Annotated in this window: 12 protein-coding genes; 9 read left to right on the forward strand and 3 right to left on the reverse strand. The window is 54.7% G+C overall.

What is annotated here, in order from left to right:
- The first annotated feature begins 121 nt into the window (after positions 1 to 121).
- The 6 genes from phoB to proY all read left to right on the forward strand — a co-directional run bounded on the left by phoB (position 122) and on the right by proY (position 8,141).
- Positions 122 to 811 (forward strand): phosphate response regulator transcription factor PhoB, encoded by a 690-nt coding sequence (phoB, locus tag FCN45_RS04590; RefSeq protein WP_007887040.1) that lies wholly within the window; start codon positions 122 to 124, stop codon positions 809 to 811.
- Positions 812 to 831: 20 nt separating this feature from the next.
- Positions 832 to 2,142: a phosphate regulon sensor histidine kinase PhoR gene (gene phoR / locus FCN45_RS04595; RefSeq protein WP_137385254.1), complete on the forward strand. Its 1,311-nt coding sequence runs from the start codon at positions 832 to 834 to the stop codon at positions 2,140 to 2,142.
- A 657-nt stretch (positions 2,143 to 2,799) separates the two neighbouring features.
- The gene (locus FCN45_RS04605) at positions 2,800 to 3,726 is read left to right on the forward strand and encodes a PstS family phosphate ABC transporter substrate-binding protein (protein WP_137385255.1); all 927 of its coding nucleotides are present in this window, start codon (positions 2,800 to 2,802) and stop codon (positions 3,724 to 3,726) included.
- Positions 3,727 to 3,892: 166 nt separating this feature from the next.
- Positions 3,893 to 4,996 (forward strand): cobalamin-independent methionine synthase II family protein, encoded by a 1,104-nt coding sequence (locus FCN45_RS04610; RefSeq protein WP_137385256.1) that lies wholly within the window; start codon positions 3,893 to 3,895, stop codon positions 4,994 to 4,996.
- 402 nt (positions 4,997 to 5,398) lie between these two features.
- Positions 5,399 to 6,718: a branched-chain amino acid transporter carrier protein BrnQ gene (brnQ, locus tag FCN45_RS04615; RefSeq protein ID WP_101762451.1), complete on the forward strand. Its 1,320-nt coding sequence runs from the start codon at positions 5,399 to 5,401 to the stop codon at positions 6,716 to 6,718.
- 67 nt (positions 6,719 to 6,785) lie between these two features.
- Positions 6,786 to 8,141 carry a proline-specific permease ProY gene (gene proY, locus FCN45_RS04620; protein ID WP_101762450.1) on the forward strand — a complete coding sequence of 452 codons (1,356 nt, stop codon included), beginning with the start codon at positions 6,786 to 6,788 and terminating at the stop codon, positions 8,139 to 8,141.
- A gap of 334 nt (positions 8,142 to 8,475) precedes the next feature.
- Here the strand turns inward: proY and FCN45_RS04625 are convergent, their stop codons facing one another.
- The 3 genes from FCN45_RS04625 to FCN45_RS04635 form a co-directional block, all read right to left on the reverse strand.
- On the reverse strand, positions 8,476 to 9,285 hold the full coding sequence (locus FCN45_RS04625) for an inositol monophosphatase (RefSeq protein ID WP_137385257.1): 810 nt from the start codon (positions 9,283 to 9,285) through the stop codon (positions 8,476 to 8,478).
- 190 nt (positions 9,286 to 9,475) lie between these two features.
- Positions 9,476 to 10,726, reverse strand: coding sequence for a mechanosensitive ion channel family protein (locus tag FCN45_RS04630; protein WP_101762448.1), 1,251 nt, complete (start codon positions 10,724 to 10,726; stop codon positions 9,476 to 9,478).
- Positions 10,727 to 10,818: 92 nt separating this feature from the next.
- A complete protein-coding gene (locus FCN45_RS04635; RefSeq protein ID WP_137385258.1) occupies positions 10,819 to 11,400 on the reverse strand; it encodes an ACP phosphodiesterase in 582 nt (193 codons plus the stop codon).
- 183 nt (positions 11,401 to 11,583) lie between these two features.
- Between FCN45_RS04635 and queA the strand changes: the two genes are divergently transcribed.
- The 3 genes from queA to yajC are packed head-to-tail and all read left to right on the forward strand — an operon-like array spanning position 11,584 to position 14,170.
- Complete coding sequence (gene queA, locus FCN45_RS04640) at positions 11,584 to 12,654, forward strand: tRNA preQ1(34) S-adenosylmethionine ribosyltransferase-isomerase QueA (protein WP_137385259.1); 1,071 nt, start codon at positions 11,584 to 11,586, stop codon at positions 12,652 to 12,654.
- A 34-nt stretch (positions 12,655 to 12,688) separates the two neighbouring features.
- Positions 12,689 to 13,813, forward strand: coding sequence for a tRNA guanosine(34) transglycosylase Tgt (gene tgt / locus FCN45_RS04645; protein WP_061717469.1), 1,125 nt, complete (start codon positions 12,689 to 12,691; stop codon positions 13,811 to 13,813).
- Between the two features lie 24 nt (positions 13,814 to 13,837).
- Entirely contained in the window at positions 13,838 to 14,170 is a 333-nt protein-coding gene (yajC, locus tag FCN45_RS04650) for a preprotein translocase subunit YajC (RefSeq protein WP_008103990.1), read from the forward strand.
- The last annotated feature ends 21 nt before the right edge of the window (positions 14,171 to 14,191 follow it).

Consider the following 14,191-nt stretch of genomic DNA (forward strand, 5'->3'; position numbering starts at 1 on the left):
GTGACATTTCTGTTTTTTATCTATCTATCTTAGGGCGGTGTTTTCATAAAAGTGTCACAAAACTGACGCATAATGGCGCCGCAAATCCCAGTGACACGGTGTCACACTAGCAGGAGTTACAATGGCTAAGCGCATTTTGGTTGTGGAAGACGAAGCTCCCATCCGTGAAATGTTATGTTTCGTGCTGGAACAGAATGATTACCAGCCTATTGAGGCGGAAGATTATGACAGCGCGATTGGTAAGCTGATCGAACCCTGGCCTGATTTGATTCTGCTGGACTGGATGTTGCCCGGCGGCAGCGGGATTCAGTTTATTAAGCATTTGAAGCGCGAAGCCATGACGCGCGACATTCCGGTGATGATGCTGACGGCGCGCGGTGAAGAGGAAGATCGCGTGCGCGGTCTGGAAGTGGGCGCGGATGATTACATCACCAAGCCATTCTCACCGAAAGAGCTGATGGCGCGTATCAAAGCGGTGATGCGCCGTATTTCACCGATGGCGGTGGAAGAGGTGATTGAGATGCAGGGCCTGAGCCTTGATCCTTCCTCACATCGTGTGATGTCGGAAACCACGCCGCTGGAGATGGGACCGACCGAGTACAAACTGCTGCACTTCTTTATGACCCACCCGGAACGCGTGTACAGCCGCGAACAGCTGCTGAACCATGTTTGGGGCACCAATGTGTATGTCGAAGATCGCACCGTCGATGTGCATATTCGCCGTTTACGTAAAGCACTGGAATTAACCGGCCACGATCGCATGGTTCAAACCGTGCGCGGAACAGGGTATCGTTTCTCTGCCCGCTATTAAACGTAAACGGAGTGTTTACCGTGCTGGAACGACTCTCCTGGAAGAGATTGTTGACCGAGCTGGCGCTGGTCTGTTTACCTGCGCTGGTGTTGGGTCTGTTGTTCGGATATCTGCCGTGGCTGCTGCTGATTGCGGTGACCGGCGTGATGTTCTGGCACTTCAGAAATCTGATGCGTCTGTCGCACTGGCTGTGGGTCGATCGTTCAATGACGCCGCCCACCGGACGCGGCAGCTGGGAACCGCTGTTTTATGGCCTGTACCAGATGCAATTGCGCAACCGGCGGCGGCGGCGCGAGCTGGGCAATCTGATCAAACGTTTCCGCAGCGGAGCAGAATCGCTGCCGGATGCGGTGGTGCTGACCACCGAAGAGGGCACTATTTTCTGGTGCAACGGCCTGGCGCAGCAGCACCTTGGCTTGCGCTGGCCGGAAGATAACGGCCAGAACATCCTCAATTTGCTGCGTTATCCTGAATTTTCCCGCTATATCCGCCAGCGCAAGTTCGACATGCCGCTGACGCAGATCCTTAATAATCAGCATCATATGGAATTCCGCGTGATGCCTTACAGCGAAGGTCAGTGGCTGATGGTGGCGCGTGATGTCACCCAGATGCACCAGCTGGAAGGCGCGCGACGCAACTTCTTTGCTAACGTCAGTCATGAACTGCGCACGCCGTTAACGGTATTGCAGGGTTATCTGGAAATGATGGACGACTCGGTGATGAACGAGCGCACGCGCAGCAAGGCGTTGCATACCATGCAAGAGCAGACACGCCGCATGGACAGCCTGGTGAAGCAGTTGTTGACCTTGTCGCGTATCGAAGCGGCGCCGGCCATCGATCTCAAAGAGACGGTGGATGTGCCGGGCATGCTGATGCTATTGCAGCGTGAAGCGGAAACGCTGAGTCAGGGACGTCACACCATCCATTTCCATACCGATCCGCATCTGAAAGTGTTCGGCAATGATGAGCAGCTACGTAGCGCCATTTCCAATCTGGTCTACAACGCGGTGAATCACACGCCCGATGGCACGCGCATCGACATCAGCTGGCTGCGCACCAAACAAGGCGCGCAGTTTAAGGTGTGTGATGACGGGCCGGGCATTAGCGAGCAGCATCTGCCACGCCTCACCGAGCGTTTCTATCGCGTGGATAAAGCGCGTTCGCGCGCCACCGGCGGAAGCGGATTGGGGCTGGCGATCGTGAAGCATGCGTTGGGACATCACAACGCGCGGCTGGAGATCACCAGCGTGCCGCATCAGGAAACCTGTTTCAGCTTCCTGCTGCCGCCACGCTTGATTGTGGCTAACGTGATGCAAGAGCGGGTTAATTAAGGTCGTAGGATCGCTATTCATGGCGCCATACTTATCAGTTAATAAAGCCTTTTTGGTGCGGGCGCTGACACATCTGCTGCGTCACGGGCCGTCCTCGCGCCGCTAGCGCGGTACCTTCGGCTTCCACGTTGTGCCGACGGACCGTTCGCGGATCGGCCTTCCCTGGCCGACCCCGAACTGCCTCGCGCATCCATGCGCGAGGCTCCTGGCCCAACGTAAAAGCCTCAGCGCTGCGAATGGCCCTTTTGCCGCAGCAGACGCGCCAGCGCCTGAAGCGAATGAGTCCTTTTCAACAACACGCACTGAAGCTTATGAGCAGGCCGGGGGCACTTTTGGCCCGGCAATCCGCAGCGCTGAACGAAGCGAGGAAGCCAGGAGAGCCCGCAGGACGCGGGCGAAAGGCGGAGCCGGGACAAGGAAGTCCCGTCTCCGCCGGTCCGTCAGGCAGACGAGCGAAGTGAAGGTACCGCGTAAGCGGCGCGAGGACCGCCGGACCAAAAGTGCCCCCGGCCTGCGCACTCGTCGTTGGTTTAACTGACAAGCATTACGCCATTCATGGAGACCAATTCCCGCCTCATTAACAACCCATACGCAATGTATTGCGTGATAAATCGCGCCGCTCCAGAATAGGCGTCTTACTGAATTGCGGAATCGCCAATGAAATCGCTGTTGATCTCCCTCTTGCTGCTTTGCTCTGCTTTGGTACACGGCCAACAAACCATGCTAACCGGCAATCTGAGCAGCGTTGGATCGGATACGCTGGGTTATCTGATGACATTATGGGGCGAGGATTTCAGCCGCCAGTCGCCGGGCGTCAACGTTCAGGTGCAGGCGGCGGGATCTTCTACTGCGCCGACCGCGCTGGCGGCTGGTGCTGCCCAGCTGGGCGCGATGAGCCGGCCGATGCAGATCGACGAACGTCAACTTTTTACCGCGCGCTACGGCTATCCGCCGCTGGCGGTGCCGGTGGCGATGGATGCGCTGGTGGTAGTGGTTAATCAGGACAATCCGCTGTCGCGCATCGCGCCGCAACAACTCGATGCGCTGTTCTCCATCACGCGTCTGTGCGGCGGGCAACAGGTGCCGCAGCGCTGGGGCGATCTCGGCCTGAGCGAAGGCCAGTGGGCCACGCGCAGCATCCAGCGCTATGGCCGCAACTCGGCGTCGGGAACGTGGGGCTTCTTTAAGCAGCAGGCGCTGTGCAAAGGTGATTTCCGTGCTGATGTCGCTGAATTCCCCGGCTCTGCGGCGGTGGTACAAGCCGTTGCCGCCACGCCCAACAGCATCGGTTATGCCAGTTTTGGCTTTCATCTCAGCGGCGTGAAAATGCTACCGGTGGTCACGGCGAACGGCGACAGCGTGATGCCGGATGCCGAATCGATTCGCAACGGCCGCTATCCGTGGTCGCGCCCGCTTTATATCTACGTCAACAAAGCACCCGGCAAACCGCTGCCGCCGCTGGTGAATGCCTTTCTGCATCAGGTGTTATCGCCACAAGGTCAGCGTCGGGTGAGCGAAGCGGGTTATCTGCCATTATCAGATAGCCAGATGGCGCAAGCGCGAGCGGCAATTGAGGGAAATTGAAGAACGTGCATCTGAACATGAAATAGTTTCATGTAAGCTGAATTTTCTTCCGTTGCCGAAAGGGTAACAGCGTGGCATTCTTCGTGGACATATAGCCGTCCAGATGGCTGAAATAACCCAGCGAAATTATACCCTGACGCAACTATGCGCTCAGCCAGGAGATAAAATGCCACGTCATAACCCGTTCCGCGCCGATACCGTCGGCAGTTTTCTGCGTCCCGCAGCCATCAAGCAGGCGCGTGTGCAGTTTGCCAATGGCGAAATCAACGCTGATCAACTGCGTCAGGTTGAAGATCGCGAAATCCGCCATGTTGTGGAGCAGCAGCGTGCCAACGGCCTGCAGATCGTTACCGATGGTGAATTCCGTCGCGCTTGGTGGCACTTCGATTTCTTCGGCGATTTGCATGGCGTCGAGCTGTTCGAAGCGGAGCAGGGCATTCAGTTCAACGGCGTGCAGACCAAAGCGCACGGCGTGAAAGTCACCGGTAAAGTGGCTTTTAATCCTCAACACCCGATGCTGGAGCACTTCCGCTTCCTGCAAAGCGTGGCGGGCGATGCGGTTGCCAAGATGACCATTCCCAGCCCAAGCGTGCTGCACTTCCGCGGTGGCCGTAAGGTGATCGATGCCACGGTGTATCCCGATCTGAAAGAGTACTTCGCCGATCTGGCGCAGACCTACAAAGACGCCATCAAAGCGTTTTATGCGGCTGGTTGCCGTTATCTGCAGCTGGATGACACGGTGTGGGCCTATCTGTGCTCAACCGAACAGCAGCAGCAGATCCGCGAGCGTGGTGAAGATCCACAGGAACTGGCGCGCATCTATGCTGAAGTGCTGAATACTGCACTGGAAGGTAAGCCAGAGGATCTGACCGTTGGGCTGCATGTGTGTCGCGGCAACTTCCGCTCAACCTGGATTTCCGAAGGTGGCTATGAGCCGGTCGCCGAAGTGCTGTTTGGCGGCGTGAATATCGATGCTTTCTACCTTGAGTATGACAACGAACGTTCAGGTGGTTTCGAGCCGCTACGCTTCCTCAAGCCGGGTCATCAGCAAGTGGTGCTGGGTTTGATCACCACCAAAACCGGCGAGCTGGAGGATGCGCAGCAGGTGAAAGCGCGTTTGCAGGAAGCAGCACAGTTCGTGAGTCTTGATCAAATCTGCCTCAGCCCGCAGTGTGGCTTTGCCTCAACCGAAGAGGGCAACAGCCTGAGCGAAGAGCAGCAGTGGCAGAAGATTCGTCTGGTGGTCGATATAGCAAGAACAGTCTGGTAATGCTGTAAAGTTAGCCAAACAGGCGCGTAAATCGCGCCTTTTGTGCATCTGCAGGCTGATTTATGCAAAGAGATCTCTCGCATCGAGGAAACATTTAGCAAATCATCTGAGGTGTTTTGCCGCTATTCCACCGTGATTCACTGCTTTCTACCACTATCTTGTTATATCCTTCTGGTTTTTCGATCCTGTATTGCCTTTCTTCGCTATAAACGTTCTAATTTGCGCCGTTGTCGATTTATCCCTCTGCGAACAGAAGAAAAGTAGATTAAATCACCTGCGCTTTAACGATTAGTCCCGCATAACACGCTGGTCTTGCCTGATAAGCCCTTGTTTTAGCGCATCCAGAGGACAACACGAACTCAACTTCCACCGCAACATCAGCTACAGGCAGTACAGAAGTTTATGACACATCGTTTAACCTCCAAGGATATCCTGGCGCTGGGCTTCATGACGTTTGCCCTGTTCGTTGGCGCAGGAAATATCATCTTCCCACCGATGGTGGGGATTCAGTCTGGCGAACACGTTTGGATTGCGGCTTTCGGCTTCCTGATTACGGCTGTTGGCTTACCGGTGATCACCGTCATCGCGCTGGCGCGTGTGGGCGGCGGCATTGATGCGCTGAGCTCGCCGATTGGTAAAGCCGCAGGCTTGCTGCTGGCGACCGTGTGTTACCTGGCTGTTGGCCCGCTGTTTGCCACGCCGCGTACCGCCACCGTTTCCTTTGCCGTAGGTATTGCACCGCTGACCGGCGACGGCACGCTGCCGCTGTTCATTTACAGCCTGATTTACTTCGCGCTGGTGATTGGCATCTCACTGTATCCGGGCAAACTGCTGGATACCGTCGGCCACTTCCTCGCTCCGCTGAAAATTCTGGCGCTGATTGTGCTCGGCGTTGCCGTGCTGATCTGGCCGGCAGGTGGCGTTTCGCCGGGCACCGAAGAGTATCAGCGTGCCGCCTTCTCCAGCGGTTTCGTTAATGGTTATCTGACCATGGATACGCTGGGAGCGCTGGTGTTCGGTATCGTCATCGTCAATGCGGCGCGCTCACGCGGTGTTGAAGATGCCAAACTGCTGACGCGCTACACCATGCTGGCGGGCATCATCGCCGGTATCGGTTTGACGCTGATTTACCTGACGCTGTTCAAACTCGGTAACGATAGCGGCGCATTAGTGGCGCAAAGCGCGAACGGTGCTGAAATTCTGCATGCTTATGTGCAGCAGACTTTCGGCGGCATGGGCAGCTTCTTCCTTGCGGCACTGATCTTCGTCGCTTGCATGGTGACGGCGGTGGGCCTGACGTGCGCCTGTGCAGAATTCTTTGCGCAATATGTTCCGCTGTCGTATAAAACGCTGGTATTTATTCTGGGCCTGTTCTCGATGGTGGTGTCGAATCTCGGTCTGAGCCATCTGATTCAGATCTCGATTCCGGTGCTGACGGCGATTTATCCGCCATGCATCGTGCTGGTGGTGCTGAGCTTCACGCTGAAGTTCTGGAACAAAAGTTCGCGTATTATCGCGCCGACCATGCTGGTAAGCCTGCTGTTCGGTATCGTTGATGCCATCAAAACCACCAGCTTTAAAGATGTGTTGCCGCTGTTCAGTCAGCATCTGCCGCTGGCCGATCAGGGACTTTCCTGGTTGCCACCATCGCTGGCGATGCTGGTGATTGCCGCGGTAGTTGATCGGGCAAAAGGACGTGAGCAGGTCGCGGTTCATCAGTAAGCGACATTGCTGTTAATTCCAACCACGGGCTTGCCCGTGGTTTTTCATTTTCAAGGTACTGAGTGTTATGCAAGAAACCAATAAGCTCAAACGCGGACTGAGCACGCGCCACATTCGCTTTATGGCGCTGGGATCGGCGATTGGCACCGGGCTGTTTTACGGCTCGGCAGATGCTATCAAAATGGCAGGCCCAAGCGTGCTGCTGGCGTACATCATCGGCGGTGCGGTGGCGTACATCATCATGCGTGCGTTGGGGGAAATGTCGGTCAACAATCCGCAGGCCAGCTCATTCTCGCGCTATGCGCAGGATTATCTCGGCCCGCTGGCCGGATACATCACCGGCTGGACCTACTGTTTTGAAATCCTGATTGTGGCGATTGCCGACGTAACGGCTTTTGGTATCTACATGGGCGTGTGGTTCCCCGATGTGCCGCACTGGATTTGGGTGCTGAGCGTGGTGCTGATTATCGGCGCCATCAACCTGATGAGCGTGAAAGTCTTTGGCGAAGTGGAGTTCTGGTTCTCCTTTTTCAAAGTCGCCACCATCATCATCATGATTCTCGCCGGCTTCGGCATGATTTTCTGGGGCATCGGCAACGGCGGCCAGCCGACCGGCATTCACAATCTGTGGACCAACGGCGGCTTCTTCGCGCACGGCATTGTCGGCATGCTGCTGTCACTGCAGATGGTGATGTTTGCCTACGGCGGCATTGAGATTATCGGGATTACTGCCGGTGAAGCGGAAGATCCGAAGACATCGATTCCACGCGCCATCAACTCCGTACCGATGCGTATTCTGGTGTTCTACGTTGGTACGCTGTTCGTCATCATGTCGATTTATCCGTGGAATCAGGTGGGCACTTCTGGCAGTCCGTTCGTGCTGACCTTCCAGCATTTGGGGATTGCGGCGGCGGCATCAATTCTTAACTTCGTGGTGCTGACGGCGTCGCTGTCGGCGATTAACAGCGATGTGTTTGGCGTGGGGCGTATGCTGCACGGCATGGCGCAACAGGGCCACGCACCGAAGGTATTCCAGAAGGTTTCGAATCGCGGAATTCCGTGGGTGACCGTTTTGGTGATGATGCTGGCGATGCTGATTGCGGTGTATCTCAACTACCTGATGCCAGAGAAAGTGTTCCTGGTGATCGCCTCGCTGGCGACCTTTGCTACCGTTTGGGTGTGGATCATGATTCTGCTGTCGCAGATCGCCTTCCGCCGCAAGATTGGCAAAGAGCAAGCCGGTAAGCTGGATTTTGCCATGCCGGGCGGTAGCGCTACCGCATGGTTCGGCGTGCTGTTCCTGGCCTTCATTATTGGGCTGATTGGTTACTTCCCGGATACGCGCGTGTCGCTGTACGTTGGTTTTGCGTGGATTGCGCTGCTATTACTGGCGTGGCCGCTAGTGAAAAAGCGTAAAAGCTGATGATATTGTAAGGTCGCCATTGATGGCGACCTTTTTTATCGATGACGATTAAAAATAATATTAAAAAATAATCACGCCATCCCGAAATAATAAAATGCCGAAAAATATCTCGGCGCATCCTGGCGCCGAAAAAGAACAACAAAAAAGGAGAAAATAAGTATTACTAAGGGATGTTTGACTTGCGCAGCATATCGTATTTTTATTGATGCCGGGATGTTTAAGAAAAAAAGAGAAAATTCTCACTTCGGAATAGAATATTACTTACAGCGCGCTTAAGTAATTTTGCATGAAGGTTAAGTTCGCATAAATTAACGAACTTAACCGATTACGGAAATTATAACGGTAAATGCCCAGGCAGCAGCGCTTTCAGCTGCGGATAAATCACCGCATTAGCCAGCAGCACCGGATTGCCGTTCTGCAAGCCGTGATTAGCCAGATAATCGTTGGTAATGCCGCCCGCTTCGCGCATCAGCACAATGCCCGGCAAGCCATCCCACGGATTCATATGCGCTTCGTAGTAACCAATTAAGCGACCGGCCGCCGCCCATGCACTCATCAACGCCCCCGAGCCGTTGCGGATAAACATGCCGCCCTGCGCCAGTAATGCGCTGATAAAAGTGGTCAGCGGTTCAATCGGTTGGCTGTTGGAGCTGCTCAGACCAAGCAATCCCTGATCGAGCTGCTGCGCGCTGTGCGCCTGAATGCGCTTATCATTAACCCAAGCACCTTTGCCGCGGCAGGCGTGAAAGGTTTCATGATGATTGGGATCGCACACCACGCCAATCACCGCTTCGTTTTCACAAACGATCGCCAGCGATACGCACCAGTTGTGCAAGCCGTTAAGAAAGCTGCTGGTGCCATCAATCGGATCGAGCACCCAGATAAAGCGTGCGCCAGCAGTATTGCCGCCGCTCTCTTCACCCAACACCGCATCGTCAGGAAAGCGTTCGTGGATCAGATGCTTGACCAAGGCCTCAACGTTGCGATCGGCTTCGCTGACCACATCCTGCAGATCTTTCTTATGCTCAACCACTAATTGATGACGTTGCTGATACCAGGATAGAGCCCGGCTGGCGGCGGTTTTGGCAACATCACAGGCGAAATGATAACGTGCGTCGAGTTCGGTAAGCGAAGCTGATGACATCTTTCCCTCTTATGATTTTCAGGCTGGCGAAGCAACGACAGACGCCAAAAATGGCGTATTGGCTGTGTGACGAAGTTAACAAAAGTTAAGAAAGGCTTCATTAAGCCGCAGATGGCTGCGCGTGACAAGAGGGGGAAAAGCCCGCCAGTGAAATTTTTCTTCTTACTGGCGGGTAATTCGGGATGAAGCCTTAGTGGCGGGTTCTTACGCCAATTTGACGCATGTCATTACCGGTTGGCGATTGATGGACGCGCAGACCAAAAGTAGGTAGCACCGCGTAAATATGGTCAAAGATATCCGCTTGAATATTCTCGTACTCTTTCCACACCGTGGTGTTGGTGAATACATACACTTCCAGCGGCAAACCGTTTTCACCTGGTGCTAACTGCCGCACCATTAACGTCATCTCTTTGTGAATACGCGGATGCTGCTCCAGCCAGCTCTGCAGCCAGACGCGGAAGGTACCGATATTCGTCAGGCGGCGACCGTTGAGTGGCGAATCTAAATCACAGCCCAGTTGCGCATTCCATGCGGCCACTTCTTCGCTTTTGCTATCCAGATACGGTGCCAGCAGATGCGCACTTTTCAGCTGCTGCATCATGGCATCATCAAGGAAGCCAATACTGGTGGTATCAATATGAATGCTGCGCTTAATGCGACGCCCACCGGATTCCGACATACCGCGCCAGTTTTTAAAGGAGTCTGAAATTAAGGCGTAAGCGGGAATGGTTACAATGGTGTTATCCCAGTTGCGCACTTTTACCGTGGTTAAAGAAATATCGATGACCGCACCGTCCGCGCCATATTTCGGCATTTCCAGCCAGTCATTCATTTTCAGCATATTATTGGCCGCCAACTGAATACCGGCCACCAGACCCAGAATTGGATCTTTAAATACCAGCATCAGCACCGCGGTCATGGCACCGAGTCCGGTGATCAATACGCCGGGCGATTTACCCAACAGCAGCGAAATAATCATGATTACCATTAAAATGGCGGCGATCAATTTCACGCTCTGGATAATACCGCGCAGCGGTAATTGCTGTGCCAGCATGCTGTTCGCGCTGAGCTGCTGCAGTAAATCCAGCAAGGAGAACAACATCAGCAGGGCGAAGACCATCATCCACAGCTGGGCGAAAATCAGCAGCGCTGCGTAGATCTGAGCACTGTCGTGCAGGAAGAGTTCAGTCTGTAATTTGAATAGCACACCTTGCATCAGCCAGACGCTGCGGCTAAACAGGCGACTGTTAATCAGCGCTTTTGGCCACTGACGGCTACTTTTCTCGGTGTAGCGACGCAGCAGCGGCAAGATAGCGCGGTGCAGAATGGCGTGAGTAAGCAGTGAGATGGCAAAGATAATGGCAATCACTATCCCCAACGCCAGGATGTGCGTGTAGCTAAGACCGGCTTCTGCGAGCCGGTTGGCAATAAGATGCTGCATGAGATTTCCCTGAGTGTGACGAAGATTAAGGTCACGCAGGGTAGGTGATGGGAAATTTCCCGTCCAACAGACGGGTCTTGAATTACCTAATATTACAATTCCTGCGCGCGCGCGGCGGCCATTAAGCGCGGATAAAACTGGAAGAACAGCGGCTTAAGTTGCTCGTAGTGATCAACAAAATCCTGATAGGAGTCGCGCAGCGCGGCTAAGCGCGGACGGCGATGCGCCATGCCGTTGAGCACGCGTGCCAGCCGCGTTGGTTCGGCATAGTGCTCAAACCAGCGTTCGCGCCACATCACGGCGTTCAGCTCGATGAAACCTTCCGGCGTGCCCGCCAGCTGCGGCACGATGTTTTGTTCAGCCGCCGCGGTAAATGCCACCAGCGACTGCGTTGGGTGGAATTTATCCCAGTGTAGCGCGAGGAAGTGGTCCCAAATCACGTCGAGCGTGATGGGGGCCACGCGGCGCGTTTCCGGACGAAACAGCGCACGCGCCATCCGCACTTCGGGCAGGTTATCGGTCAGGACGTCGAGGCGACGATGCATGGCAATGCCATCCACCACCGATGCAGGCCATTGTGATTGCACGTTGCCGCGCACGAAATCGGCCATGAGATTGCCCAGCAGAGAGCTGTTAGCCAGCTGCGCCAGGTGAAGGTGAGCGAGAAAGTTCATGGCGCATTATATACACGTCATACTTCAAGTTACAGGTGCGTGAGCTGCTCTCGTTTGCCGCCTGCCTGCACCTCGAATTATTTTGTGTATTCGCAGAATCACAGAAACTCAGCCAGTTGTTCAGAATTTGCCGCTTTTCCGCTAGACTATGCCGCCTGATTTTAAGTCCTGAAGAAGTGAAGCATGCGCGTAGCCGATTTTACCTTTGAGTTGCCAGAATCCTTAATCGCCCACTATCCGCAGGCGCAGCGAAGCGGTTGCCGCTTGCTGTCGCTGGATGGTCCAAGCGGCGCGTTAAGCCACGGCGTATTTACAGACGTGATGGATAAGCTCAATCCGGGCGATCTGCTGGTGTTCAACAACACCCGCGTGATTCCGGCGCGCGTCTTTGGGCGTAAAGCCAGCGGCGGCAAAATCGAGATGCTGGTTGAGCGCATGCTGGACGATAAGCGCGTGCTGGCGCACGTGCGCGCCTCCAAAGCGCCCAAGCCGGGCGCAGCGCTGCTGCTGGGCGATGACGAAAGTGTCAAAGCCACGATGGTGGCGCGCCATGACACACTGTTTGAGATCGCCTTCGAAGACGATCGCGCGGTGCTGGATATTCTTAACAGCGTCGGCCATATGCCGCTGCCGCCGTATATTGATCGTCCGGATCAAGATGCTGACCGTGAGCTGTACCAGACCGTGTACGGCGTGCGTCCCGGCGCCGTTGCCGCACCGACCGCCGGTTTGCACTTTGACGAGCCGCTGCTGGAAGCGCTGAAAGCTAAAGGCGTCGAGATGGCGTTTGTCACGCTGCACGTCGGTGCCGGGACTTTCCAGCCGGTGCGCGTTGAAACCATCGAAGATCACATTATGCATGCCGAATACGCGGAAGTGCCGCAGGATGTGGTGGATGCGGTGCTGGCGTGTAAAGCACGCGGCAACAAAGTGGTCGCCGTGGGCACCACCTCAGTACGTTCGCTGGAGAGCGCCGCGAAGGCCAGCCAGGATGCGCTGATTGCACCCTTCTTCGATGACACACAGATTTTCATCTATCCCGGCTATCACTATCAGGTGATCGATGCGCTGATCACCAACTTCCATCTGCCGGAATCGACCCTGATTATGCTGGTTTCGGCCTTTGCTGGTTATCAGCACACCATGGCGGCTTATCACAGCGCGGTGGCAGAGCAGTACCGTTTCTTTAGCTACGGGGATGCGATGTACATCACCCGTAATCCACAAGCGCCTGACGAAAGCGTCGGCGCATAATTGAATCAGACTGTTTCTCTGATCAGAGGTTAATGTGAAATTTGAATTAGATACTACCGACGGGCGCGCGCGCCGTGGACGTCTGGTCTTTGATCGTGGCGTTGTTGAAACCCCAGCATTTATGCCCGTGGGCACTTACGGCACGGTGAAAGGCATGACGCCGGAGGAAGTGAAAGAGACCGGCGCGCAAATCCTGCTCGGCAACACCTTCCACCTGTGGCTGCGCCCAGGTCAGGAGATCATGAAACTGCACGGCGACCTGCACGATTTCATGAACTGGCAAGGACCGATCCTTACCGATTCCGGCGGCTTCCAGGTGTTTAGCCTTGGCGATATCCGTAAGATCACCGAAGCGGGCGTGCACTTCCGTAACCCGATCAACGGCGATCCGATTTTCCTCGATCCGGAAAAGTCGATGGAGATTCAGTTCGATCTCGGTTCTGACGTGGTGATGATCTTCGACGAATGTACGCCATATCCGGCGGATTGGGATTACGCCAAACGTTCGATGGAGATGTCGTTGCGCTGGGCACAACGCAGCCGCGATCGCTTCGATTCACTCGGCAATAAAAATGCATTATTCGGCATTATTCAGGGCGGTGTTTACGAAGATTTACGAGATGTCTCGGTTAAAGGTCTGGTAGAGATTGGCTTTGATGGGTACGCTGTGGGCGGCCTGGCGGTGGGTGAACCTAAAGAGGACATGCACCGAATCCTGGAGCACGTCTGTCCGCAAATTCCGCAAGACAAACCGCGTTATTTGATGGGCGTCGGCAAGCCAGAAGATCTGGTGGAAGGCGTTCGCCGCGGTATCGATATGTTTGACTGCGTTATGCCAACGCGCAATGCGCGCAATGGTCATCTGTTTGTTACCGATGGCGTGGTGAAAATTCGTAATGCCCGGTATAAAGATGACACCGCAACGCTGGATGCAGAGTGTGATTGTTACACCTGTCGCAATTATAGCCGCGCCTACTTGCATCATCTTGATCGCTGTAACGAAATACTGGGCGCACGCCTGAATACGATTCACAATCTGCGCTATTACCAGCGTTTGATGGCCGGTTTACGTAAGGCTATCGAAGAGGGTAAATTAGAGCACTTTGTTAGCGAGTTCTACCAACGGACGGGGAAGGCGGTTCCTCCGCTGAACGTCTGATAATTCATCAATGAGGGAAATTTAATGAGCTTTTTCATTTCTGACGCCGTAGCCGCAGCAGGCGCACCGTCTCAGGGAAGTCCGTATTCTCTGGTGATCATGCTGGTGGTATTTGGTCTGATCTTCTACTTCATGATTCTGCGTCCACAGCAGAAGCGTACTAAAGATCACAAGAAACTGATGGATTCCATCTCTAAAGGTGATGAAGTGCTGACCAGCGGTGGTTTAGTTGGCCGTGTGACAAAAGTGGCAGAAACTGGCTATGTTTCTATTGCCCTGAACGACACCACTGAAGTAGTTGTTAAACGTGATTTCGTGGCCGCCGTTCTGCCGAAAGGTACTTTGAAGGCGCTGTAATTTTTTCTTCCCGAAGGGAAC

Source organism: Pantoea sp. SO10 (assembly GCF_005281435.1).
GTDB lineage: Bacteria > Pseudomonadota > Gammaproteobacteria > Enterobacterales > Enterobacteriaceae > Pantoea > Pantoea leporis.